Source organism: Azospirillum oryzae, assembly GCF_008364795.1.
Classification (GTDB): Bacteria; Pseudomonadota; Alphaproteobacteria; order Azospirillales; family Azospirillaceae; genus Azospirillum; species Azospirillum oryzae.
The window spans coordinates 312,384-334,320 of record NZ_VTTM01000004.1 but is presented as its reverse complement, the minus strand read 5'-3'; the positions used below and the strand labels follow the sequence as shown (position 1 = coordinate 334,320).

The window sequence follows — 21,937 nt, the reverse complement described above, 5'->3', positions numbered from 1 at the left end:
GGGAGCTGATCAGGCCATCGACAGATCCGCTGTCACGCCACGTCAATGGCGAGGAAGTCGATGGCAACCGCCACGCGCTCACGCAGGGGCAGGTTGTTCTCGCCGATCGCATATACGCGCCGCTTGGTCGGGAAGACGAAACCGCCGAACGTCTCGTGTTCCGTCGCATAATTGGCGCTCGACGTCCCGCCCAGGACATCCGCGCTGTAGTCATGACGCTGGAGAATCCCCGAGGAATCGAAATAGAAGGTCTGCTCGGTCGAATGCGTCTCGATGCACGACGGGAACGTCACCTTCAGACGGCGCCACGTCTCTCCCTCTTCCGTCACCCACGGTTCGACTTCCTGGCTCTCGACCCCTGGGAGCTTGAAGAGAAAGGGCGTGGTCAGGTAGGTCCACATGGCGTAGCCGGTGAAGTAGATCAGATGCTGGGCATCCCACGGCGTCGTCAGGGTATGGCCTGCGAACGCCTTCCTCGCTTCCTCACGCTGCTCGACGACTTCCCCGCCATCGGTCACGACCGCCGTGCGCCCGGCGTCGAATAGCGTGTGCCGACCAGCCTGGACGAAGGGCGAATATTCGGTGTGCTGCCTGTGAGGGTCGATCGAGACCTGAGCGTCCTTGAACACGTCCGGCCAGCCCTTGAGGGGCCAGACGCCCCCGCCGACCGAGACATGCGCGCTCACCGTCCTGAGCCTCTGCCAGCGCTCCCAACCGCCATGCGCTGAAACAGCAAGTTCCAACAAGTCGCTCATCTCATACCTCCGTTTCTGACACCGGCATCCACGCCGAATGGTTTAACTTTGCAACCTATCGACATCTGACCGAAATGGTTTAATTTTGCAACCCTATTGATCGCGGCGAACGGAGAAGCGAATGAAGGGAAAGCGCAAGGACCTGGGGCAGGCAAACTGCGGGATCGCCCGCGCCCTTCAGGTCATCGGCGATTGGTGGTCGCTGCTGATCGTGCGCGAAGCATTCGGAGGAAAGCAGCGATTCAGCGAGTTCCAGAAGAGCTTGGGGCTTGCGAAAAACATCCTTTCAAGCCGCCTCAAGAAGCTGGTCGAAAATGGAATATTCGTCATCGAGCCGGACCCGGATTCCGCGCTCAGTCATCTTTACGTGCTCACCCCGAAGGGGGAGCAACTCCATATCATCCTCATTGCACTCTGGCAGTGGGGTGAGGAACACTGCTTCGAGCCCGGTGAACTCGACATCGCGATGGTCGACAAACCAAGCGGACAGCCACTCGCCAAATTGCGGCTGCTGGCGCAGGACGGCCGCGCTCTCGGCTCCCGCGATTTCCGGCTTACCCGAGCGGGAGCATAGCCATGGCGCGAGGTGAACGTCCGGCCGAGTGAAAAATGCAGAGCGGTCGTTTAGCCTCGTTGCTCCGGAGGAGGCGGCGACACCGCCCGGCGGTCAGTGGGGTGGATAGACCGCCGTGATGCCGGAAATCACCGTCTGCGCTGCCAGGGCCGCCAACACGATGCCGAGCACCCGGCTGACCGTGTGGATCACCGTGCGGCCGAGCAGCCGCCCGACCCGGTCGGCCCCCAGCAGGATCAGCGTCACCCCGCCGATCACCGTCGCCGCCGCCCCCAGCACGCTGACCTGACCCGCCGCCGTGGTGCCGACGCGGTCCATCAGCAGCAGGATGGAGGTGATGGCGCCCGGCCCGGCGATCAGCGGCACCGCCAGCGGGAAGACGGCGACATCGTGCGCGTCCTCGTCGGTCATCGCCTCGCCGGTGTCGCGCTCCTTGCGTTCGGAGCGCTTGCCGAACAGCATCTCGAAAGCGATCCAGAACAGCAGCGCCCCGCCGGCGATACGGAAGGCCGGCATCTCGATCGACAGGGTCTGCAGCACCACCTTGCCGAAATAGGCGAAGAAGACCAGCACCACGAAGGCGATGGCGGTGCCGCGCAGCGCGATGATCCGTTTGTGCCGCTCGTCGAAGCCGCGGGTCAGCGCGATGAACAGCGGCACCAGCCCCGGCGGATCGACGACGACGAAAAAGACGACGAGATTGCTGATGTAGTCCGACAAAGCGGGCTCCAGCCATTTGCATTCATGGATTGACGGCGAAGATCATAGGCTTGGCGGCGCGGGGTGTCACGCCTCCGCCAGGGCGTGGGCGAACGCCTCCACCCCCTGCACGCCCGCCGGGGTCAGCGCGTAGGTGCCACGCCCCACCCGCTCGAACCAGCCATAGACGTTGCGCAGCAGCATCGGCCCGACATCCTTCGGCGCCCCCGCGTTGCGCAGGGCCGCGACGGTCAGCGGCCCGCCGCGCAGCAGGCGGGCGATGCGCAACGCATCCTGACGGTAGGCGGTGACGATGGCGACGCGGGTGGAGCCACCCCGGTTGGGATCGCCGACCCGGCGGGCATGCTCGCCCAGCAGGCGTGTGGTGCGCTTCTTGTCCTTGCGCGGGGTATAGGGGACGGGATCGAGCAGCACGGTGACGCGCCGCTCCTCCGCCAGCCCCGGATCGACCATCAGCAGGCCGAGCCCCAGTCGCCGGCAGAGCTTCTTCACGTCGCCGTCGAGGGGAGACGGCCCGGTGGCCTTGCGCCCCGGCTGCGGCACGGCGAGATAGACGCTGTCGCTGATCGCCAGCCGGTCCACCCCCTGCAGCACGAGGTCGAGTGTGAAGCGCTTTTTCAGTTCGACGATCACCGGCGGCTCGGCACCGCGCGTGGCGACGAGATCGCAGCCATGGATCTCCGCCTTCACGTCGTAGCCCTGGGCTTCGAGGAAGGATTTGACGGGCACGTAGAGGTCGGTTTCGGCGGTGACGGTCATCAATCCCCTCTCCCGTCCCGGGAGAGGTTGGCGCGAAGCGCCGGGTGAGGGGTGATCCAAGAAACCAGAAGCGCATGGTTCCTTGCACCACCCCTCACCCTCCCCGCCTGCGGCGGGTCCCCTCCCTCTCCCGGGACGGGAGAGGGCTTAGGTTACTGGAAAGACAGCGTCAAGCCGCCGTCTTCTGCTTGCGCAGGATGCCCAGGATGTCCGACGCCGCCTTCGGGATGTTGGTGCCCGGCCCGTAGATCGCCGCCGCACCCGCCTTGTAGAGGAAGTCGTAATCCTGCGGCGGGATCACGCCGCCGCACACCACCAGGATGTCGCCGGCGCCTTGGCGGCGCAGTTCCTCGATCAACTGCGGCACCAGCGTCTTGTGGCCGGCGGCCTGGGACGACACGCCGATGACGTGCACGTCGTTCTCCACCGCCTGCCGCGCCGCCTCGTCCGGGGTCTGGAACAGCGGGCCGATGTCGACGTCGAAGCCGATGTCGGCGAAGCTGGTGGCGATCACCTTGGCGCCGCGGTCGTGGCCGTCCTGGCCCATCTTCACCACCAGGATGCGCGGCCGGCGGCCTTCCTCGGCGGCGAAGGACGCCACCTCCTCCTGGATCTTCCTGAAGCCCTCGTCGCCCTCATAGGCCGAGCCGTAGACGCCGGACACCGAGCGGATGACGGCGACATGGCGGGTGAAGGCCTTCTCCAGCGCATCGGAGATCTCGCCGACGGTGGCGCGGGCGCGGGTGGCCTCGACCGACAGGGCCAGCAGGTTGCCGGTCTTCTCGGTGGCGGCCTTGGTCAATGCTGCCAACGCCTCCTGGCACTTGGCCTCGTCGCGGCTGGCGCGAATCTGCTTCAGTCGGGCGATCTGCGCCTCGCGGACGGCGGTGTTGTCGATGTCCAGCACGTCCACCCCCTCGGGGTTCTCCGGACGGTACTTGTTGACGCCGACGATCACCTCCTCGCCGCGGTCGATGGCGGCCTGACGGCGGGCGGCGGCCTCCTCGATCAGCAGCTTGGGCATGCCGCTCTCGACCGCCTTGGTCATGCCGCCCATCTCCTCGACGCGGCCGATCAGCTCCAGCGCGGCATTGGCGAGGCTGTTGGTCAGATGCTCGATGTAGTAGGAGCCGCCGAGCGGATCGACCACCTTGGTCACGCCGGCTTCCTCGGCGATGATCAGCTGGGTGTTGCGGGCGATGCGGGCGGAGAATTTGGTTGGCAGGCCCAGCGCCTCGTCGAAGGCGTTGGTGTGCAGCGACTGGGTGCCGCCCAGCACCGCGGCCATCGCCTCGATGGTGGTGCGGATGACGTTGTTGTAGGGGTCCTGCTCGGTCAGCGAGACGCCTGAGGTCTGGCAGTGGGTGCGCAGAGCCAGGGAGCGGGCGTCCTTCGGCTGGAACTTCTCCTGCATCAGGGACGACCACAGCAGGCGCGCGGCGCGCAGCTTGGCGATCTCCATGAAGAAATTCATGCCGATGGAGAAGAAAAAGGACAGGCGCGGCGCGAACTTGTCGACCGGCAGCCCCTTGGACATCGCCGCGCGGACATATTCGAGGCCGTCGGCGATGGTGAAGGCCAGCTCCTGCACCGCCGTCGCCCCGGCCTCCTGCATGTGATAGCCGGAGATCGAGATCGAGTTGAACTTCGGCATGTGCTGGGAGGTGTACTCGATGATGTCGGCGATGATCCGCATCGAGGGTTCGGGCGGGTAGATGTAGGTGTTGCGGACCATGAACTCCTTGAGGATGTCGTTCTGGATGGTCCCGCTCAGCTTGTCCTGGGAAACGCCCTGCTCCTCCGCCGCGACGATGTAGCCGGCCAGGATCGGCAACACCGCGCCGTTCATGGTCATCGACACCGACATCTTGTCGAGCGGGATGTCGGCGAAGAGAACCTTCATGTCCTCGACGCTGTCGATCGCCACGCCGGCCTTGCCGACATCGCCGACGACGCGGGGATGGTCGCTGTCATAGCCGCGGTGGGTGGCAAGGTCGAAGGCCACCGACAGGCCCATCTGGCCGGCCTTGAGGTTGGCCTTGTAGAAGGCGTTCGACTCCTCAGCGGTGGAGAAGCCGGCATATTGCCGGATGGTCCAGGGCTTCACCGCGTACATCGTGGCGCGCGGGCCGCGGGTGAAGGGCGGGAAGCCGGGCAGCGTGTCCAGCTCCATCCCTTCCAGATCGGCGGCGGTGTAGAGCGCCTTGACGTCCAGACCTTCCGGGGTCTTCCAAACCAGCTTGGAAAGGTCACCGTCGGCGCCGAGATCCTTGGCGGCCAGCTTGTCCCAATCGGCAAGGGTCTTCTTCGGGAACTCGGTCATCGACGCCTCCTGATGGCTTCTTATGGCGCTGGTAGGGTATCAGTGCGTTTCCTCCGGATGCACCCCCTTCCAACGGTCCCATGAACCATTGGAAGAGGGGCAAGGGGGTACGCTTCCTCTCGGTACTGTTCTTCTTATTATACGGTTACGCGAATTCCACGATCTTCTGATCGACCGCCAGGCTGCTGCCCGGGGCTGCGTGGATTTTCGCGACCGTTCCGTCCTGCGCGGCACGCAGGATGTTTTCCATCTTCATGGCCTCGACCACGGCCAGCACTTCGCCGGCCTTGACCTCCTGGCCTTCCGACACCGCCAGGGACACCAGCAGGCCCGGCATCGGCGACAGCAGGAACTTCGACATGTCCGGCGGCGCCTTGACCGGCATCAGCGCGTCCAGCTTGGCCGCCTTCGGGGTCAGAACCTTGACGATGGCCTGCGATCCGCTGTGGTGCAGGCGATAGCCGACGCCGACGCGGTCGATCTGCACGCAGACATGCTGGCCGTTGACCGTGCCGCGGAACAGCGGCTCGCCGATCCGCCAATCGCTCCACACCGTGTGGTGCTTGCCGTCGATGTCGACGGTGTAGCCGATGCGCTGCGGGCTGCCGTCGGCCGGGTGCAGGTGCACCGGATGCTGGGTGCCGTCCAGCACCACCACCCAGTCGTCGCGCACCGTCACCTTGCTGCCGGGCATCCTGCCGGAGATCTGGATGTCGCGGTCGTTCAGGCTGCGATGGATCACCGCCGCCACCGCGATCAGCACGGCCGGGTCTTCCGGCGGCAGGTCGGAGGCGTGGAAGCCGTTCGGATATTCCTCGGCGATGAAGTTGGTGGTCAGCCGCCCGTCGACGAAGCGCTGGTTCGCCATCAGCGAGGCAAGGAACGGGATGTTGTGGCTGACGCCACGGATGTAATACTGGTCCAGCGCCTCGCGCATGCCGGCGATCGCCGCGTCGCGCGTCGATCCCCAGGTGCAGAGCTTGGCGATCATCGGATCGTAATACATCGAGATCTCGCCGCCCTCGAACACGCCGGTGTCGACGCGGACATGCGGGTCGGCGGCCGGCGGCTGGTAATGGGTCAGGCGGCCGGTGGAGGGCAGGAAGTTGCGGAAGGGATCCTCGGCATAGACGCGCGCCTCGACGGCCCAGCCGGTCAGCTTCACGTCGTCCTGCTTGATCGTCAGCTTCTCGCCGTAGGCGACGCGGATCATCTGCTCGACGAGGTCGAGGCCGGTGATCAGCTCGGTGACCGGATGTTCGACCTGAAGACGGGTGTTCATCTCCAGGAAGTAGAAGTTGCGCTCGGCGTCGACGATGAACTCCACCGTGCCGGCCGACTTGTACTGCACCGCGTTGGCCAGGGCCACCGCCTGCTCGCCCATCGCCTTGCGGGTGGCGGCGTCGAGGAACGGGCTCGGCGCCTCCTCGATGACCTTCTGGTGGCGGCGCTGGATCGAGCATTCACGCTCGCCCAGATACAGGCAGGTGCCCTGACCGTCGGCCAGAACCTGGATTTCGATGTGGCGCGGCTGCTGGATGTACTTCTCGACGAACACACGGTCGTCGGCGAAGCTGGAACGGGCCTCGTTCTGGGCCGAGCGGAAGCCCTCGCGCGCCTCCTCATCGTTCCAGGCCACGCGCATGCCCTTGCCGCCGCCGCCGGCCGACGCCTTGATCATCACCGGATAGCCGATGTCGCGGGCAATGGTCACCGCCTCGCTGTCGTCGGCGATGACGCCGAGATAGCCGGGGACGGTCGACACGCCGGCGGCCTTCGCCAGCTTCTTGGACTCGATCTTGTCGCCCATCGCCTGGATGGCGTGGGCGTCCGGACCGATGAAGGCGATGCCGGCGGCTGCCAGCGCCTCCTGGAACTCGCGCTTCTCGGACAGGAAGCCGTAGCCGGGATGGACGGCCTGGGCGCCGGTCTTCTTGCAGGCCTCGACGATGCGGTCGACCAGCAGATAGCTCTGGGCGGACGGGGCGGCGCCGATATGGACGGCCTCGTCGGCCATCTCGACATGCAGGGCGTTCTTGTCGGCGTCGGAATAGACCGCGACGGTCTTGATGCCCATGCGGCGTGCCGTGCGGATGACGCGGCAGGCGATCTCGCCACGATTGGCGATGAGGATCTTCTCGAACATGCTGCCGGCCCTCACAGCGGAATGTTGTCGTGCTTGCGCCAGGGGTTCTGGAGCTGCTTGTTCTTCAGCATGGACAGCGCCTTCGTGATGCGGCGGCGGGTGCCGTGCGGCATGATGACATCGTCGATGTAACCGCGCGACGCGGCGACGAAGGGATTGGCGAACTTCTGCTTGTACTCTTCCGTACGCGCCTCGATCTTCTCGGCGTCGCCGATGTCGCTGCGGAAGATGATTTCCACCGCGCCCTTGGCGCCCATCACCGCGATTTCGGCCGAGGGCCACGCATAGTTGACGTCGCCGCGCAGATGCTTGGACGACATCACGTCGTACGCGCCGCCGTACGCCTTGCGGGTGATGACCGTCACCTTCGGCACGGTCGCCTCGGCGTACGCGTACAGCAGCTTGGCGCCGTGCTTGATGATGCCGCCATACTCCTGGCTGGTGCCGGGCATGAAGCCGGGGACGTCGACCAGGGTCAGGATCGGGATTTCGAAGGCGTCGCAGAAGCGGACGAAGCGCGCCGCCTTCTTGGAGCTGTCGATGTCCAGGCAGCCGGCGAGCACCATCGGCTGGTTGGCGACGATGCCGACCGTGGAGCCGTTCATGCGGGCGAAGCCGATGAGGATGTTCTTGGCGTATTCCGGCTGGAGTTCGAAGAAATCGCCCTCGTCCACGATCTTGAGGATCAGCTCCTTCATGTCGTAGGGCTTGTTCGGGTTCTCCGGCACCAGCGTGTCGAGCGAGAAGTCCTCGCGGTCCAGCGGATCGGCGCAGGGACGGACCGGCGCCTTCTCGCGGTTCGACGACGGCAGGAAATCGACGAAGCGGCGCAGCTGCAGCAGCGCCTCGACATCGTTCTCGAAGGCCAGATCGGCCACGCCCGACTTGGTGGAGTGGGTGACGGCGCCGCCCAGCTCTTCGGCGGTCACGACCTCGTGGGTGACGGTCTTCACCACATCCGGGCCGGTGACGAACATATAGGAACTGTCCTTCACCATGAAGATGAAGTCGGTCATCGCCGGCGAGTACACCGCGCCACCGGCGCACGGCCCCATGATGAGCGAAATCTGCGGGATGACGCCGGAGGCGTCGACGTTGCGCTGGAACACCTCGGCATAGCCGCCGAGAGAGGCGACGCCTTCCTGGATGCGGGCGCCGCCCGAATCGTTCAGGCCGATGACGGGGGCGCCGACCTTCAGCGCCTGGTCCATGATCTTGCAGATCTTCTCGGCATGCGCTTCGGACAGCGCGCCGCCGAAGACCGTGAAGTCCTGGCTGAAGACGAAGACGAGGCGGCCGTTGACGGTGCCGTGGCCGGTCACCACGCCGTCGCCCGGAACCTTCTGGTTTTCCATGCCGAAGTCGATGCAGCGATGTTCGACGAACATGTCGAACTCCTCGAACGACCCTTCGTCGAGGAACAGGTCGATCCGCTCGCGCGCGGTCAGCTTGCCTTTGGCGTGCTGGCCGGCGATGCGCTTCTCACCGCCGCCCAGCCGCGCCGCGGCGCGCTTGGACTCCAACTTGGCCAGAATGTCTTGCATCGGGCGTTTCCAATCCTTGGCGTCGCAGTGACGGTCCCCGCTCCGGCGGCAAGCGACGCAATCATTCACCGGAACGCCGCGGATTATTCACAAACTTCGCAGCGCTTCAAACAGCCTCTTCGCAAAAAGGTGCGAAGTTGCGAAGCCCTTTGCAAACGCGGGTTAGCGCTTGCTAAGATTGCGAAGAACGGCCGGTTTCCAAGGCCGTCTCCGGGGCGGGATTTTATACGCATGCAAAAGAAGCTATTCCTTGGCTACAAGCTGCGCCGCCTGCGCGAACAGCGCGGCCTGACCCAGGCGTCGCTGGCCAAGACACTGGAGCTTTCTCCCAGCTATCTCAACCAGTTGGAGAACAACCAGCGCCCGCTGACCCTGCCGGTCCTGATGCGGATCGCCGCCATCTTCGAACTGGAACTCTCCGCCTTCCTGGAGGACGAGGACAGCCGGCTGGTCTCCGACCTGCGCGAGGCGCTGGCCGACCCGCTGTTCGCCGGTGCGCCGCTGACCGCGGCGGAGTTGCGCAGCGTGGTCGGCTCAAGCCCGGAACTGGCCCGCCGGGTGCTCAGCCTGCATCAGGCCTATCAGAAGCTGCATGAGCGGGTGCAGTCGCTGGCCGACAGCCTGTCCAACCGCGAACAGGGCGACAGCTTCGCCGGGCCGCAATTTCCGTACGAAGAGGTTCGGGACTATTTCCACTATTGCAACAATTACATCGGCCCGCTGGACGAGGCGGCGGAGCGGCTGTGGGATACCGAGAAGATCCATTCCGGATCGCTGCTGAACGAACTGGCCGCCTATCTGAAGCGCCGCCACGACGTGCGGGTGAAGATCGTCGCCGACGAGGCGGGCGAAACCGCCATGCGCAGCTACGACGCCACCACCGGGACGCTGCGGCTGTCGGCCCTGTTGACCAGTTCCAGCCGCGCCTTCCACATGGCGAACCAGATCGCGCTGCTGGAATTCGGCGACCAGATCGACGAGCTGGTGGATCAGGCGAAATTCTCCAGCGAGGATGCCCGGTCGATCTGCCGGGTCGGGCTTGCCAATTATTTCGCCGGGGCGCTGGTCCTGCCCTACCGCGCCTTCGCCGCGCAGGCCCGCGCCCTGCGCCACGATGTGGAGCAACTGCAAAGCCGCTTTTCCGCCAGCTTCGAACAGGTCTGCCACCGGCTGTCCACCCTGCAGCGGCCGGGGGCGCGCGGCCTGCCCTTCTATTTCGTGCGGGTCGACATGGCCGGCAACATCACCAAGCGCCATTCCGCCACGCGCTTCCACTTCGCCCGTTTCGGCGGCGCCTGCCCGCTGTGGAACGTGCACGAGGCCTTCGCCCAGCCCGGCAAGATCCTGGTGCAGTTCGCCCAGATGCCCGACCGCACCGCCTATATCAGCATCGCCCGCACGGTGACCAAGCGCGGCGGCGCCTATCTGAAGCCGTCACGGCAGTTCGCCGTCGGGTTGGGCTGCGAGGCGAGCCACGCGCCGGAGCTGGTCTATGCCGCCGGTATCGACATCACCGACATGAAGGCCGCGGTGCCGATCGGCGTGAACTGTCGCCTGTGCGAGCGCACCGACTGCCAGCAGCGAGCCTTCCCGCCGATCGGCAGCGAGTTGCGGGTGAACGAGCATCACCGCAGCTTCGTGCCCTATCTGTTCAATCCGCCGGACACACGGTCCGGTTGACGGTCGCACCGGCCGGGATCGCGTCGCCCCCGTCGCCATCTTCGAGAACGACCCGGTCACGCCCTTCGCCCTTGGCCCGGTAAAGCGCATTGTCGGCCCGGATCAGCAGGCGGTCGATGCTGTCGCCGTCCCGGAAGCCGGCGACGCCGAAACTGCCGGTCTGCCGGTGGCCGTTGGGGAAGCCATAGGCGCGCATGGTCCGCCGCAACCGCTCGGCAAGCGCAAAGGCGGCTTCCAGGCTGGTCTCCGGGCAGAGGATCAGGAATTCCTCGCCACCCCACCGGCCGACCGTATCGGTCGACCGCAGCGCTTCGCGGGCCAGACCGGCGAACTCGATCAGGACCTGATCGCCGAAGACATGGCCGTGGCGGTCGTTGACCTGCTTGAAATGGTCCAGATCGATGAGGATGATCGACATCGGCCTGCCATAACGGACGGCCCGTTCCATTTCCGAACTGCAGACGTCATTCAGGCGGCTGCGATTGGCAAGGCCGGTCAAGACGTCGGTGCGCGACTGCACCCGCAGCCGCTCGTTCACCCGCATGAGCTTGACGATCCAGAACAGGCTCGTCAGAACGACCACCGCCGGAATCACCAGCAGTTTCGCCAATGTCCAGCGGTCGAGCGGCGACTGGACCTGAATGGCGACATGACGGTTGGCAATGGCGGTCCGCTCGGCGGCCGAGATCGTCCGGACCCCGCGGTCGAGGGCCGCCAGCAGGTCCGGCTCGTCCCGGCGCACGCCGATCCGCAGCAGATTCTCATAGCCCGGCAGATGGCCCGCAACCTTCAGGTTGAACCAGCCGGCCGTCTTGATGGTGTAGACGGCGACCGTCAGCGATCGCAGCGTCATGTCCGCCTTGCCACGGGACACCATGGCAAATGCGTCGGCCTCACTGTCGACCAGGACGATGCGCAGGTTGGGGAAATCGCGCCGCACCCTCTCTTCGATCGACGTACCCTTGGGAAGCACCATCGTCTCGCCGCTGACGCCGGCGAGATCGGCGACATAGTCGTGATTCTCCCGCGTCACCAGCACATTGGGATCGACGAACAGCGGTTCGGTGAAGGCCAGCCACTCCTCGCGGGTGGGCGTCCGGTTCAGAAAGCTGAGGAAACGGCAACGCCCATCGCGTGCCGCCGCGATGCTATCCTCCCAATCATGGGTCGGCAGGACACGCAGGTCCACACCGGCGCGCTCCGAAACCAGGGCCAGCAGGTCCGCGGCGATTCCCTGGTGCTTTCCATCGGCGGTGATCGATTCGTAAGGCGGCCAATCCGGATCGGTGCAATAAGGGACCGCCTCGCCGGCATGTGCCGCCGCACCGGCCAGCAGTTGTGCCGGAACCGCAAGCGCCGCAAGAATGTGCCGCAGCCGGCCCAACGGTCGCCCGGCCATCGTTTCTGCCATAGAGCCACTTCTCCGGCGTCGGCCAGCCTACCCAGGTATACCGCGGAAGGATAACGCGCTTCGTGGAACAGGGCTTGAGAAATGATGGGCCGCTGGCCCGCAACTTGCTGAGAATGGGTCGCAAGATCGGCCGGAGCGCTGACCTCGGTCGTTTTCCGGCCCGATCGCTGCAAGCTGCTTCGCATTTTGCCAATGGCGGGCCATGGACGGTGACAATCTGCATCACGCCCCCAACCGGCGGGGGACGGCCTTCGCTCCCGAAGCGCTGGCGCGCATGCTGTCGGTGTCGACCGCGACCCTGGCCCAGGGACGCGGCATCGCCCTGGACGTGAGCGTGCTGAGCGGCACGCCGCCGCGGCTGGTGGGCGATGCGGAAACCGCGGGCGCGTTGTGCAACGCGCTGACCGCCAGTGCCATCGCCAATGCCGGCCCCGGCCGGCTGGACGTCCGCCTGTCGGCCCTGCCGGCCGGGGACGAGCGGGTGACCCTGCGGACCGAGCTGACCGGACGTTTCGACAGCCATGGCGAGGCCGGCTTCGGTCAGGAACTCGCCCGACGCCTGCTGGCGGCACTGGGCGCCCAGATGACGGTGGAACATCATGCCGACGGGATGCGGCGGGCGGTGCTGGACATGCCGGTCGCCCTGCCGTCGCGCGCCACCGACGCCGAGCGGCTGATGAACTGGGCGCGCGCGCGGGGCGGCCGGCTGCTGGTGGTGGACGACAGCGCCACCAACCGCATGGTTGTCGCCGGGCTGCTCGCCAAAGCGGGCTTCTCGGTCGAAACCGCCAATGGCGGAGCGGAAGCGGTGGAGGCCGTCGCCCAGGCGCCGGTTCCGCCCGAAGCGGTGCTGATGGACGTCGCCATGCCCGACATGGACGGGGTGACGGCGACCGCCACCATCCGCCGGCTGGGCGACGGGCGGGGCCGCATCCCGATCATCGCCGTCACCGCCAATGCCCAGCCGGAAGACCGCATCCGCTGCCTGTCCGCCGGGATGAACGACTATCTGACCAAACCGGTCCGTCGCGCCGACCTGCTGGGCGCCCTGGAACGCTGGCTGGCGCCGCAACCGGCTTGATTGACGGGTCCGAGGAACCTGGCCCGCGTCAGAAGGTTGGGTCAAAACGTTGGGTCAGAAGGACGAGTCCGGCTCCTTCAGGAAGGCGTCCTCGTCCGGTGTGCCGGGACGGCCGAGGATGGCGTTGCGGTGGGGAAAGCGGCCGAACCGCTGGATGATCTCGCGGTGCCGCCGGGCATAGCGCACCGTCGTCTCATCACCCACCCGCTCGGTGAACAGGGCGACGGAGCGGTCCTGGCTCGCCATATCCTCGTGATGCTCGAAGGGCAGGTAGAGGAAGATCCGCTCGTCGGTCGTGCATTCCAGATCGAAGCCGTTGGCGACGGCATGGTCGCTGACGGCCCGCGCCTTGTCGTCGGTGGCGAAGGCGCGCGGGTCGTCGCGGAACATGTTGCGCGGCACCTGATCCAGCAGCACGCACAGCGCGATGCAGCCGTCGACATCGTCCATCCAATGATCGTAATCGCCGCGCGCCGCCGCCTCGTAATGCGGGCCCAGCGTATCGGCGACCGCCCGGTCGAAGCTGGCCGATTTGCGGAACCAATAGGGCTTCATCGCCTCGTCGAACCAGAAATCGACGATCTCGTCGATCAGCTTGTCCACCATTATCCTCTCCGTCCCGGTATCCGATGTCCGACGACCCGTTCCCCCAAACAGGAACAGGGCGCCCAACGGGGCGCCCTGTCCAGGTCTCAAATCGCCTCACCGAACCGTCGGGCTCAGTGCAGCGTGCTCCACAGCTTGCGCTTGGCGGCGTACATCAGGCCGGCCAGCACCAGCAGGAACAGGATGACCTTGACGCCCATCTGCTTGCGGGCATCCAGGTGCGGTTCGGCGACGAAGGTCAGGAAGGTCGCAACGTCGTGCGCCTGCTGCTCCACCGTCGCCTTGGTGCCGTCGGCGAAGGCGACGCCGTCGGGCTGCAGGATGTTCGGCATGCCGACCTGATGGCCGGGGAACACCTTGTTGTAGTTCATGCCGTCCATGATGTGGACGTCGGGCGGCGGCTCCCCGAAGCCGGTCAGGAAGGCGTAGAGGTAATCCTCGCCGCCGACACGGGCCTTGGCCATCAGCGACAGGTCCGGCGGCAGCGCGCCGTTGTTCGCCACGCGGGCGGCCTGGTCGTTCGGGAACGGCGACGGGAAGCGGTCGGCCGGGATGCCCGGACGCATGAACATCTCGCCCGCGTCGTTCGGACCGGCCTGCACCTCATAGCCGGCGGCGAGCGCCTTCAGCTCGTCTTCCTTGAAGCCGATGCCGGCCAGCGTGCGGATCGGCACCAGATGCATCGAATGGCAGGCCGAGCAGACTTCCTTGTAGATCTGGAAGCCGCGCTGCGCCGCCGCCTTGTCGATGGTGCCGAAGATGCCGGAATGCGGCCAGCTCTGCTTGGGGATGTGCACGCCTTCGGAGGCCTGCGCGGCCCCGGCGATGCCGAGCGCCAGCGCCGCCGAAAGGATTGCAGTCTTCAACGCGCGCATCAGGCCTTCTCCATCGGCTTGGCATGGGCGCCGGCGGCGATGCCACCACCGCCCTTCAGAACGGACTCGGAGATGCTGGTGGGAAGCGGAGGCGTGCGCTCCAGCTTGCCCAGCAACGGCAGCAGGATCAGGAAGTGGAAGAAGTAGTAGGCGGTGCCGATACGCGCGATCAGCAGCCACGACCCCTCGGCCGGCTGCGAACCGGCATAGCCCAGGATCAGGGCGTCGATCGCCAGGATCCAGAAGAACTGGCGGTAGATCGGGCGGAACTTGCAGCTGCGGATCTTGGAGCGGTCGAGCCACGGCAGGAAGGCCAGCAGCGCAATCGAGCCGAACATCGCCAGCACGCCGCCCAGCTTGTCCGGGATCGCGCGCAGCATGGCGTAGAAGGGCAGGAAGTACCATTCCGGAACGATGTGCGCCGGGGTCACCAGCGGGTTGGCCGGAATGTAGTTGTCCGGATGGCCCATGTAGTTCGGCATGAAGAACACGAACACCGCGTAGATGATCAGGAAGATCACCACGGCGAAGCCGTCCTTGACCGTCACGTAGGGGTTGAACGGAACGGTGTCCTGCGGCCCCTTGGGCTCGATGCCGAGCGGGTTGTTCGAACCGCAGACATGCAGCGCCGCCGTATGCAGGATCACCAGACCCAGCAGGACGAAGGGCAGCAGGAAATGCAGCGCGAAGAAGCGGTTCAGCGTCGGGTTGTCGACCGAGAAGCCGCCCCACAGCAGCGTGACGATGGGATCGCCGACGATCGGGAAGGCAGAGAACAGGTTCGTGATGACGGTGGCGCCCCAGAAGCTCATCTGGCCCCAGGGCAGCACATAGCCCATGAAGGCGGTGCCCATCATGACGAGGAAGATGATGACGCCCAGGATCCACAGGATCTCGCGCGGCGCCTTGTAGGAGCCGTAATACATGCCGCGGAACATGTGGATGTAGACGGCGATGAAGAACATCGACGCGCCGTTGGCGTGCACATAGCGCAGCAGCCAGCCGTAATTCACGTCGCGCATGATGCGCTCGACCGAATTGAAGGCCAGCGAGGTGTGCGACGAGTACTGCATCGCCAGGAACAGGCCGGTGGCGATCATGATGACCAGCATGATGCCGGCAATGGCACCGAACGCCCACAGATAGTTGACGTTCCGCGGCATCGGGTAGTGGTTGTACTCGTGATCCAGCATCGTGAAGATCGGCAGGCGGCTGTCGATCCAGTTCACGACCGGATTCTTGAACTTGGTGGCTTGAACCTGAGCCATCTCGGGGTCTCCAGAACCGTTGGGCCGCTTAACCGAGCCGGATCTTGGTATCGCCGGTGAAGGCGTACGTCGGAAGGACAAGGTTGGCGGGGGCCGGGCCCTTGCGGATGCGCCCAGCGGTGTCGTAGTGCGAGCCGTGGCAGGGGCAGAACCACCCGCCATAGTCGCCGCGCGGATCGGTGACCTTCTGCCCGAGCGGCACACAGCCCAGATGCGTGCAGATGCCGATGACGATCAGCCATTCCGGCTTCTTCACGCGGGCATCGTCGGCAACCGGATCGCGCAGATCGCCCAGATTGACCGTCTTGGCGGACTCGATCTCTTCGGCGGTGCGGTGGCGGACAAAGACAGGCTTTCCGCGCCAGGTGACCGTGATCGCCTGGCCGACGGCCACGGGGGCCAGATCGACGTCGATGGAGGCGAGCGCCAGGGTGTCGGCCGCCGGGTTCAGGCTGTCGATGAAGGGCCAAGCCGCCGAGGCCGCCCCGACGACGCCGACCGCACCGGTGGCAAGATACAGAAAATCGCGGCGGGAACCCCCCTCGCCGCCGGAGGCCGCGTGGCCACCCGTCCCGGGCGGATGCGTGGTCTGAGCCATAAGCCTGTTTCTCCTCAAGGCATGCCCGACGCCCTTTGCCCGCGCCGGACGACCGATGGACCGTAATACTGCAAGACGCGGCTAGCCCGCCCGCCGGAAGGAAAACCCTCAGGCATGCCGCGTCGGTCCGGAGTGGGTATCTCCGGATTCAGACCTGCGGTATACCGTCGCGTCGACATCTTGAAAAGTCCTTGGCCGGGGGACAATTTGTCGCGTGTGCGAAGGGCAAGAACATTTGTATGCAAAACAAACACTTCGAAGCAAGGCCCGCGTTGCGCCTTGTGCTGTTCGAACCCGACATTCCGCAGAATGCGGGGACCCTGATGCGACTCGCGGCGGGGCTCGGCGTCGCGCTCGACCTGATCGAACCCTGCGGCTTCGTGCTGGATGACCGCCGGTTGCGGCGCGCCGGGATGGACTATCTGGACCATCTCGACTGGGTACGGCACAGCTCGTGGTCCGCGTACCGCGCGGCGCCGCAGGCCGGACGGCTGGTGCTGCTGACCACGCGGGCGGCGATCCCCTACACCGACTTCCGCTTCGCCCCCGGCGACCGCATCCTGGTCGGCCGCGAGAGCGCCGGAGTGCCCGACGAGGTCCATGACGCCGCCGACGCCCGGCTGGTGATCCCGATGGTGCCGCCCGCCCGCTCCTTGAACGTTGCGGTCAGCGCAGCGATGGTGTTGGGTGAGGCCATGCGGCAGACTGCCGCATTCGCCGCATACGCTCCCGCACAGCCGGAAACGCCATGACAGCCGCCACGTCAGCCGACCCCAGTATCATCGAAGACCGCAAGGCCCGCGCCGCCGCCTGGTTCCAGGAGTTGCGCGACCGCATCTGCGCCGCCTTCGAGACGCTGGAGGACGAGCTGACCGGCACCCATGCCGACCTGCCGCCCGGCCGGTTCGAGCGCAAGAGCTGGACCCGTCCGGATCATGCCGGCGGCGAGGGCGGCGGCGGCACCATGTCGGTGATGAAGGGCCGGGTGTTCGAGAAGGTCGGGGTCAACATCTCGACCGTCCACGGCACCTTCAGCCCGGAATTCCGCGCCAACATCCCCGGTGCGGCCGAGACCGGCGCGTTCTGGGCGGCGGGGATCAGTCTGGTGGCGCACATGCGCTCGCCGCTGGTGCCGGCCACCCACATGAACACCCGCCACATCGTGACGACCAAGGGCTGGTTCGGCGGCGGCGCCGACCTGACGCCGATGATCCCGGACGACCGGGACACCGACGACTTCCATGCCGGCCTGCGCGCCGCCTGCGACCGCCACGACCCGGACTATTACCCGCGCTACAAGGAGTGGTGCGACCGCTATTTCTACCTGCCTCACCGGGACGAGGCGCGCGGTGTCGGCGGCATCTTCTTCGACAATCTCGAGTCGGGCGACTGGGAGGCCGATTTCGCCTTCACCCGCGATGTCGGCACCGCCTTCCTTGACAGCTACGCCGCGCTGGTCCGCCGGCACATGAACCGGCCCTGGACCGCCGAGCAGCGCGAGCACCAGCTGGTCCGCCGCGGCCGGTACGTCGAGTTCAACCTGCTCTACGACCGCGGCACCACCTTCGGCCTGAAGACCGGCGGCAACACCGAGGCGATCCTGATGAGCTTGCCGCCCGAGGTGAAGTGGCCGTGACCTGAAGGCCCAGACCTAGCGGCGCTGCCCTATCTGAACCCAGGGCGCCCAGGCCTGCCGCACCATCTCGCCCCACAGCCGCATCGGCGCCATCCACAGTTCGGCCATGCCGGCCGCCGCCGCCATCGGGTCGGCACCCGGCTTCCCGCCGACGGGGCCGGCCAGCAGCAGCGGGGTCATCAGGCTGGGGGCAAGCAGCTTGGCCACAGCGTCGAAGGATGGGGTGGCACGGAACTGGATGGCGATCACCTCCGCCCCATCGTCGCCGGCCTCGCGGTGGCGGATCTGGATTTCCAGGTTCGGCAGATGGGCGGTCAGCGTCGTCTCGTCCGGCTTGCGGTCCATGCTCAAGCACTCCGTTCGTGTTTCTGGCCGATGGTCTGGCTGCGCCAGGATAGGGTTTTTGCAACTGCGAAGAAACCCTCTCCGAAGGGGGTAGCGGCAACCAATCCCCTTGCCGGCCGTTGATGGGGCTATGGACAGCACGCTCCCCCCATCCGATCTGGCCCCATCCGATCTGGCCCCGTCCGATGCGGTCTCCCCCGACGCGGACACCCCCTCGCCCGAGCAGGAAGCCGCCTGCGCCGGGCTGACCTACAGCACCGACGAGATGCCCGGTATCCGGCGGCGGCGCTGCGGCAAGGGCTTCCGCTACCTCCGGCCCGACGGAGTCGCAGTGACGGAGGAGGACACGCTGGCGCGCATCCGCAAGCTGGCGATCCCGCCCGCCTACCGCGACGTCTGGATCTGCCCCGATCCCGACGGCCACCTGCAGGCGACCGGCCGCGACGCCAAGGGGCGCAAGCAGTACCGCTACCACCGCCGCTGGACCGAGCTGCGCGAGGGCACCAAATTCGGCCGCATGCTGGATTTCTGCCGCGCCCTGCCGCATCTGCGCGAGCGGGTGAATGCCGACCTCGGCCGCCGCGGTCTGCCGCGGGAGAAGGTGCTGGCCGCCGTGGTCCGGCTGCTGGAGACCACGCTGATCCGCGTCGGCAACGAGAGCTATGCCCGCGAGAACAAGAGCTACGGCCTGACCACGCTGCGCGACGGCCACACCGAGATCGAGGGGTCGGAGGTCCGCTTCTCCTTCAAGGGCAAGTCGGGCAAGGAATGGAACGTCTCGTTGCGCGACCGCCGGCTGGCGCGCGTCGTCGCCGCCTGCCGCGACGTGCCGGGCGACGAGCTGTTCCAGTATCTCGATGCCGACGGCCAGCGCCACGCCGTGACCTCCGGCGACGTCAACGCCTATCTGCGCGAGGCGACCGGCGCCGATTTCACCGCCAAGGACTTCCGCACCTGGGCCGGCACCGTGCTGGCCGCGATGGCGTTGCGGGAGTTCGAGAGCTTCGACAGCGCCAGCGCCGCCAAGCGCAACGTCACCCGCGCCATCGAGCAGGTCGCCACCCGCCTGGGCAACACCCCCAGCGTCTGCCGCAAGAGCTACGTCCACCCCGAGGTGCTGGACGCCTATCTGGAAGGCGCCCTGCTGGAGTCGCTGAAGCGCGAGGTCGAGGCCGAGCTGCGCAACGAACTGGCGGGCCTCAGCGGCGAAGAGGCCGCGGTGCTGGCCTTCCTGCGCGAGAGGCTGGAGCGGGAGACGGCGTCTCGGGCGCGGGAGAAGCGGTAGGGGTGGTTAAGTTCGGGCTTCGGGTGCCCCCACCCTAACCTTCCCCCGCTGGGCGGGGGAGGGGACAAGTGTTTGTTCGGGAAAGCGGCAGCCGACACTCCGCCTTCAAACCGCCTCCGCCGCCTCCGTAACCGGCAGCAGGCGGCGCATGACGAGGCAGACCAGATCGCCGGCGATCAGGCCGTCCGCCCCCACATGGGACTGCACGCTGCGCAGGACCAGTTCGGTGCGGTCGCGGGCGGACATGCCGCGGCTGTGGGCAAGGGCGGCGGCAAGCCGCTCCTCGCCGAAGGGCTCGCGCTGGCCGTCGATGGAGCGCAGCACGCCATCGGTGCACAGGAAGAGCGTCTCGTCCTGGTTGAGCGTCACCGTCGCTTCGGCATAGGGCGCGCCACGGCGGACACCCAGCGCCAGGCCGCCGGCGGCGGTCAGGAACTCCACCCCGCCATCGGCGGTGATGCGGCAGGCGCCGCGATGACCGGCGGCGGCATGGACCAGTGTGCCGGCCACACGGTCATAGACAGCGACGAAGACGGCGGCGAAGCCGTTGAAGGGGCTTTCGCCGCACAGCCGCTCGTTCGCAAGGGTCAGGATCGCCGCCGGGCCGACGCCGGGACGGGCGGCTTCGCGGATGGCGCCGCGCACCATCAGCATCAGGAAGGCCGCCGGCACGCCGCCGCCCGACACGCCGGCGGTGACCAGCAGGCTGTGCCGGTCGTCCAGTTCGACCACGTCATAGAAGTCGCCGCTGACGGTATGGCCCGGCAGCAGCATGCCGTAGAACTGGCTGTCGCGGCCGACCGGAAGCTGGCGGGGCAGCAGGTTGGACTGCACGTCGCGGGCGGCGCGCTGTTCCTCCTCGATCAGCTGTTCGGCGGCGGCCAGCTTCTCCGTCTTGGTCTCCAGCTCCGCCCCGCGCATGACCAGCTGGGCGTCGAGCGTCTCCTCGCGTGCGCTCGCCTCCATCGCCATGCGGCGGAAGACGCGCGACAGCCGGCCGAACTCGTCGTCGCGGTCGGCCGCCTCGTTCAGGGTGAAGGGGTTGAAACGGCCGGCCTCGACCGCCTTGACCGCCTCGCCCAACCGCTCCACCGGCGCCATCTGGTCGCGGGCGAAGCGCACGCAGGCATAGACGCCCAGCGCCAGCACGAGGACGCCGACCAGACCGCCGATCTTCAGCTGGCGGCTCAGCATCGCCCCCGGCTCCGTATAGGGAACCCGAACCACCGCGACCGTCGGCACGCCCGCAGCCGAACCCGCGGCGGTGGCGGGGCCGGCGTAACGGATCGGCGCCAGCGCCAGCATGCTGTTGCCCGACACGCGGATCGCCACGTCGCCACCCGGCACCACCGCCTTCGCCGCCGCGGTGTCGGCGTCGGACAGCGGGCCGCCGGCCCCGTCACCCATCACCGCCCCACGGGCCAGCACACGCCCGTCGCGGTCGAGCAGCCATGCCCCTTCCACCGCGCGGGTGGCGAGCAGCCCGTCGATCAGGCCGTCGGTGCCGGCGTTGCGCACGATGTCGGCGAGGCGCCGCACGTCGGTGCCGACCTGGACGATGCGCGGCTTGTCGACGCCGGTCACGCCGGCGAACTTCATCAGCCGGCCGTTCTCCATCGCCGGTTCGGAAACCACCGACGCGGGGGAGCGGTTCAGCAGGCCGGCATAGGCGCCGTGGCGCGGCCCGCCCTTGGCGTCCTGGCCGAAGACCGGGTCGGGACCGGCGAGATTGTGCAGATAGGCCCGGCCGCGGTTGTCGGTGATCCACATCTCGTCCGGGCCGCCGGTTTCGGCGATCTGCTTCAGCCGGTCGTTGATGGCGCGCGGCGACTGCTTCGCCGCTTCCGCCATCGCCACCAGATGGGCGGTCAGGGTCGCTTCCGACAGCAGCCGTTCGGACAGCAGGGCGTCGACCTCCTGCGGGATGTCGCGGGCCTGGGCGGCTCCACGCGCGAGCAGGCCGGCGGTCAGCCGCGCCTCCGCCTCGATCCGCTCGGTCAGGGCGGCGCGCGTCGTCCAGGCCATCGTCGTGGTGACCGCCGCGATCGCCAGCAGCACCAGACCGGTGACCAGCAGGATCAAACGCTGTTGGAACGTCATGGGATTGCGCCCGCCCCCTGTGGCTGAAGAAGCACTTGGCCTTTGCCACCGCTTCTACCGGTCCCGGGCGCGCAAGTCCAGGCGCCGGTCGGCCCGGGAAGGCGGACAGGGTGCCGGCCGGGAGCCCGGCAGGGGTTCAGGCGCAAGATTCGACCGCATGCGCGACATTATATCTTTCGTAACCAGATGGTCGGTAAGACGGGCGGGACCCGCCGCCTTCCCGCTGGTGCA

19 protein-coding genes are annotated in these 21,937 nt (G+C 67.0%); 6 read left to right on the top strand and 13 right to left on the bottom strand.

All coding sequences use genetic code 11. The features are described 5' to 3' along the window. Nucleotides 1-32: 32 nt before the first annotated feature. Nucleotides 33-755, bottom strand: coding sequence for a hypothetical protein (locus FZ938_RS14870; RefSeq protein ID WP_149199257.1), 723 nt, complete (start codon nt 753-755; stop codon nt 33-35). A 121-nt stretch (nt 756-876) separates the two neighbouring features. Between FZ938_RS14870 and FZ938_RS14865 the strand changes: the two genes are divergently transcribed. Next, nucleotides 877-1,329, top strand: coding sequence for a winged helix-turn-helix transcriptional regulator (locus FZ938_RS14865; RefSeq protein WP_149199256.1), 453 nt, complete (start codon nt 877-879; stop codon nt 1,327-1,329). Nucleotides 1,330-1,422: 93 nt separating this feature from the next. Here FZ938_RS14865 and FZ938_RS14860 read toward each other — a convergent pair whose 3' ends face one another. From FZ938_RS14860 to FZ938_RS14840, 5 genes are all read right to left on the bottom strand, one after another. After that, nucleotides 1,423-2,049, bottom strand: coding sequence for a MarC family protein (locus FZ938_RS14860; RefSeq protein ID WP_246457245.1), 627 nt, complete (start codon nt 2,047-2,049; stop codon nt 1,423-1,425). 66 nt (nt 2,050-2,115) lie between these two features. After that, a complete protein-coding gene (locus FZ938_RS14855) occupies nt 2,116-2,808 on the bottom strand; it encodes a DUF2161 family putative PD-(D/E)XK-type phosphodiesterase (RefSeq protein ID WP_149199254.1) in 693 nt (230 codons plus the stop codon). A gap of 169 nt (nt 2,809-2,977) precedes the next feature. Continuing rightward, nucleotides 2,978-5,131, bottom strand: a complete 2,154-nt coding sequence (scpA, locus tag FZ938_RS14850) for a methylmalonyl-CoA mutase (protein ID WP_149199253.1) — start codon at nt 5,129-5,131, stop codon at nt 2,978-2,980. Nucleotides 5,132-5,276: 145 nt separating this feature from the next. After that, nucleotides 5,277-7,277: an acetyl-CoA carboxylase biotin carboxylase subunit gene (locus FZ938_RS14845; protein ID WP_149199252.1), complete on the bottom strand. Its 2,001-nt coding sequence runs from the start codon at nt 7,275-7,277 to the stop codon at nt 5,277-5,279. Nucleotides 7,278-7,288: 11 nt separating this feature from the next. Further along, complete coding sequence (locus tag FZ938_RS14840; RefSeq protein WP_149199251.1) at nt 7,289-8,821, bottom strand: acyl-CoA carboxylase subunit beta; 1,533 nt, start codon at nt 8,819-8,821, stop codon at nt 7,289-7,291. A gap of 231 nt (nt 8,822-9,052) precedes the next feature. Here FZ938_RS14840 and FZ938_RS14835 point away from each other — a divergent pair, with 231 nt between their 5' ends. Then, nucleotides 9,053-10,501: a helix-turn-helix domain-containing protein gene (locus FZ938_RS14835; RefSeq protein ID WP_149199250.1), complete on the top strand. Its 1,449-nt coding sequence runs from the start codon at nt 9,053-9,055 to the stop codon at nt 10,499-10,501. Here FZ938_RS14835 and FZ938_RS14830 read toward each other — a convergent pair. Then, entirely contained in the window at nt 10,473-11,912 is a 1,440-nt protein-coding gene (locus FZ938_RS14830) for a diguanylate cyclase (RefSeq protein ID WP_149199249.1), read from the bottom strand. The genes FZ938_RS14835 and FZ938_RS14830 overlap by 29 nt on opposite strands. Nucleotides 11,913-12,114: 202 nt before the next feature. Here FZ938_RS14830 and FZ938_RS14825 point away from each other — a divergent pair, with 202 nt between their 5' ends. Further along, nucleotides 12,115-12,993 carry a response regulator gene (locus tag FZ938_RS14825; RefSeq protein WP_149199248.1) on the top strand — a complete coding sequence of 293 codons (879 nt, stop codon included), beginning with the start codon at nt 12,115-12,117 and terminating at the stop codon, nt 12,991-12,993. A 54-nt stretch (nt 12,994-13,047) separates the two neighbouring features. Here FZ938_RS14825 and FZ938_RS14820 read toward each other — a convergent pair whose 3' ends face one another. The 4 genes from FZ938_RS14820 to petA form a co-directional block, all read right to left on the bottom strand. Beyond that, nucleotides 13,048-13,599: a DUF924 family protein gene (locus tag FZ938_RS14820; protein ID WP_149199247.1), complete on the bottom strand. Its 552-nt coding sequence runs from the start codon at nt 13,597-13,599 to the stop codon at nt 13,048-13,050. Between the two features lie 113 nt (nt 13,600-13,712). Continuing rightward, the gene (locus tag FZ938_RS14815) at nt 13,713-14,474 is read right to left on the bottom strand and encodes a cytochrome c1 (protein ID WP_149199246.1); all 762 of its coding nucleotides are present in this window, start codon (nt 14,472-14,474) and stop codon (nt 13,713-13,715) included. Next, nucleotides 14,474-15,742, bottom strand: coding sequence for a cytochrome b (locus FZ938_RS14810; RefSeq protein ID WP_149199245.1), 1,269 nt, complete (start codon nt 15,740-15,742; stop codon nt 14,474-14,476). The genes FZ938_RS14815 and FZ938_RS14810 overlap by 1 nt, the downstream gene beginning before the upstream one ends. 28 nt (nt 15,743-15,770) lie before the next feature. Continuing rightward, the gene (gene petA, locus FZ938_RS14805) at nt 15,771-16,340 is read right to left on the bottom strand and encodes a ubiquinol-cytochrome c reductase iron-sulfur subunit (RefSeq protein WP_109075514.1); all 570 of its coding nucleotides are present in this window, start codon (nt 16,338-16,340) and stop codon (nt 15,771-15,773) included. A gap of 272 nt (nt 16,341-16,612) precedes the next feature. Here petA and FZ938_RS14800 point away from each other — a divergent pair, with 272 nt between their 5' ends. Both FZ938_RS14800 and hemF read left to right on the top strand, forming a co-directional pair. Continuing rightward, nucleotides 16,613-17,092: a tRNA (cytidine(34)-2'-O)-methyltransferase gene (locus tag FZ938_RS14800; protein WP_149199376.1), complete on the top strand. Its 480-nt coding sequence runs from the start codon at nt 16,613-16,615 to the stop codon at nt 17,090-17,092. After that, complete coding sequence (gene hemF, locus FZ938_RS14795) at nt 17,089-17,976, top strand: oxygen-dependent coproporphyrinogen oxidase (RefSeq protein ID WP_149199244.1); 888 nt, start codon at nt 17,089-17,091, stop codon at nt 17,974-17,976. Before FZ938_RS14800 ends, hemF begins: the two co-directional genes overlap by 4 nt. Nucleotides 17,977-17,991: 15 nt before the next feature. On the opposite strand, the gene FZ938_RS14790 is transcribed toward hemF, so the two are convergent. Continuing rightward, nucleotides 17,992-18,321: a hypothetical protein gene (locus tag FZ938_RS14790; protein WP_149199243.1), complete on the bottom strand. Its 330-nt coding sequence runs from the start codon at nt 18,319-18,321 to the stop codon at nt 17,992-17,994. Between the two features lie 130 nt (nt 18,322-18,451). On the opposite strand from FZ938_RS14790, the gene FZ938_RS14785 reads away from it, so the two are divergent. After that, nucleotides 18,452-19,606 carry a DNA topoisomerase IB gene (locus FZ938_RS14785; protein WP_246457244.1) on the top strand — a complete coding sequence of 385 codons (1,155 nt, stop codon included), beginning with the start codon at nt 18,452-18,454 and terminating at the stop codon, nt 19,604-19,606. 105 nt (nt 19,607-19,711) lie between these two features. Here FZ938_RS14785 and FZ938_RS14780 read toward each other — a convergent pair whose 3' ends face one another. Continuing rightward, the gene (locus FZ938_RS14780) at nt 19,712-21,706 is read right to left on the bottom strand and encodes a PP2C family protein-serine/threonine phosphatase (RefSeq protein WP_149199242.1); all 1,995 of its coding nucleotides are present in this window, start codon (nt 21,704-21,706) and stop codon (nt 19,712-19,714) included. Between the last annotated feature and the right edge of the window lie 231 nt (nt 21,707-21,937).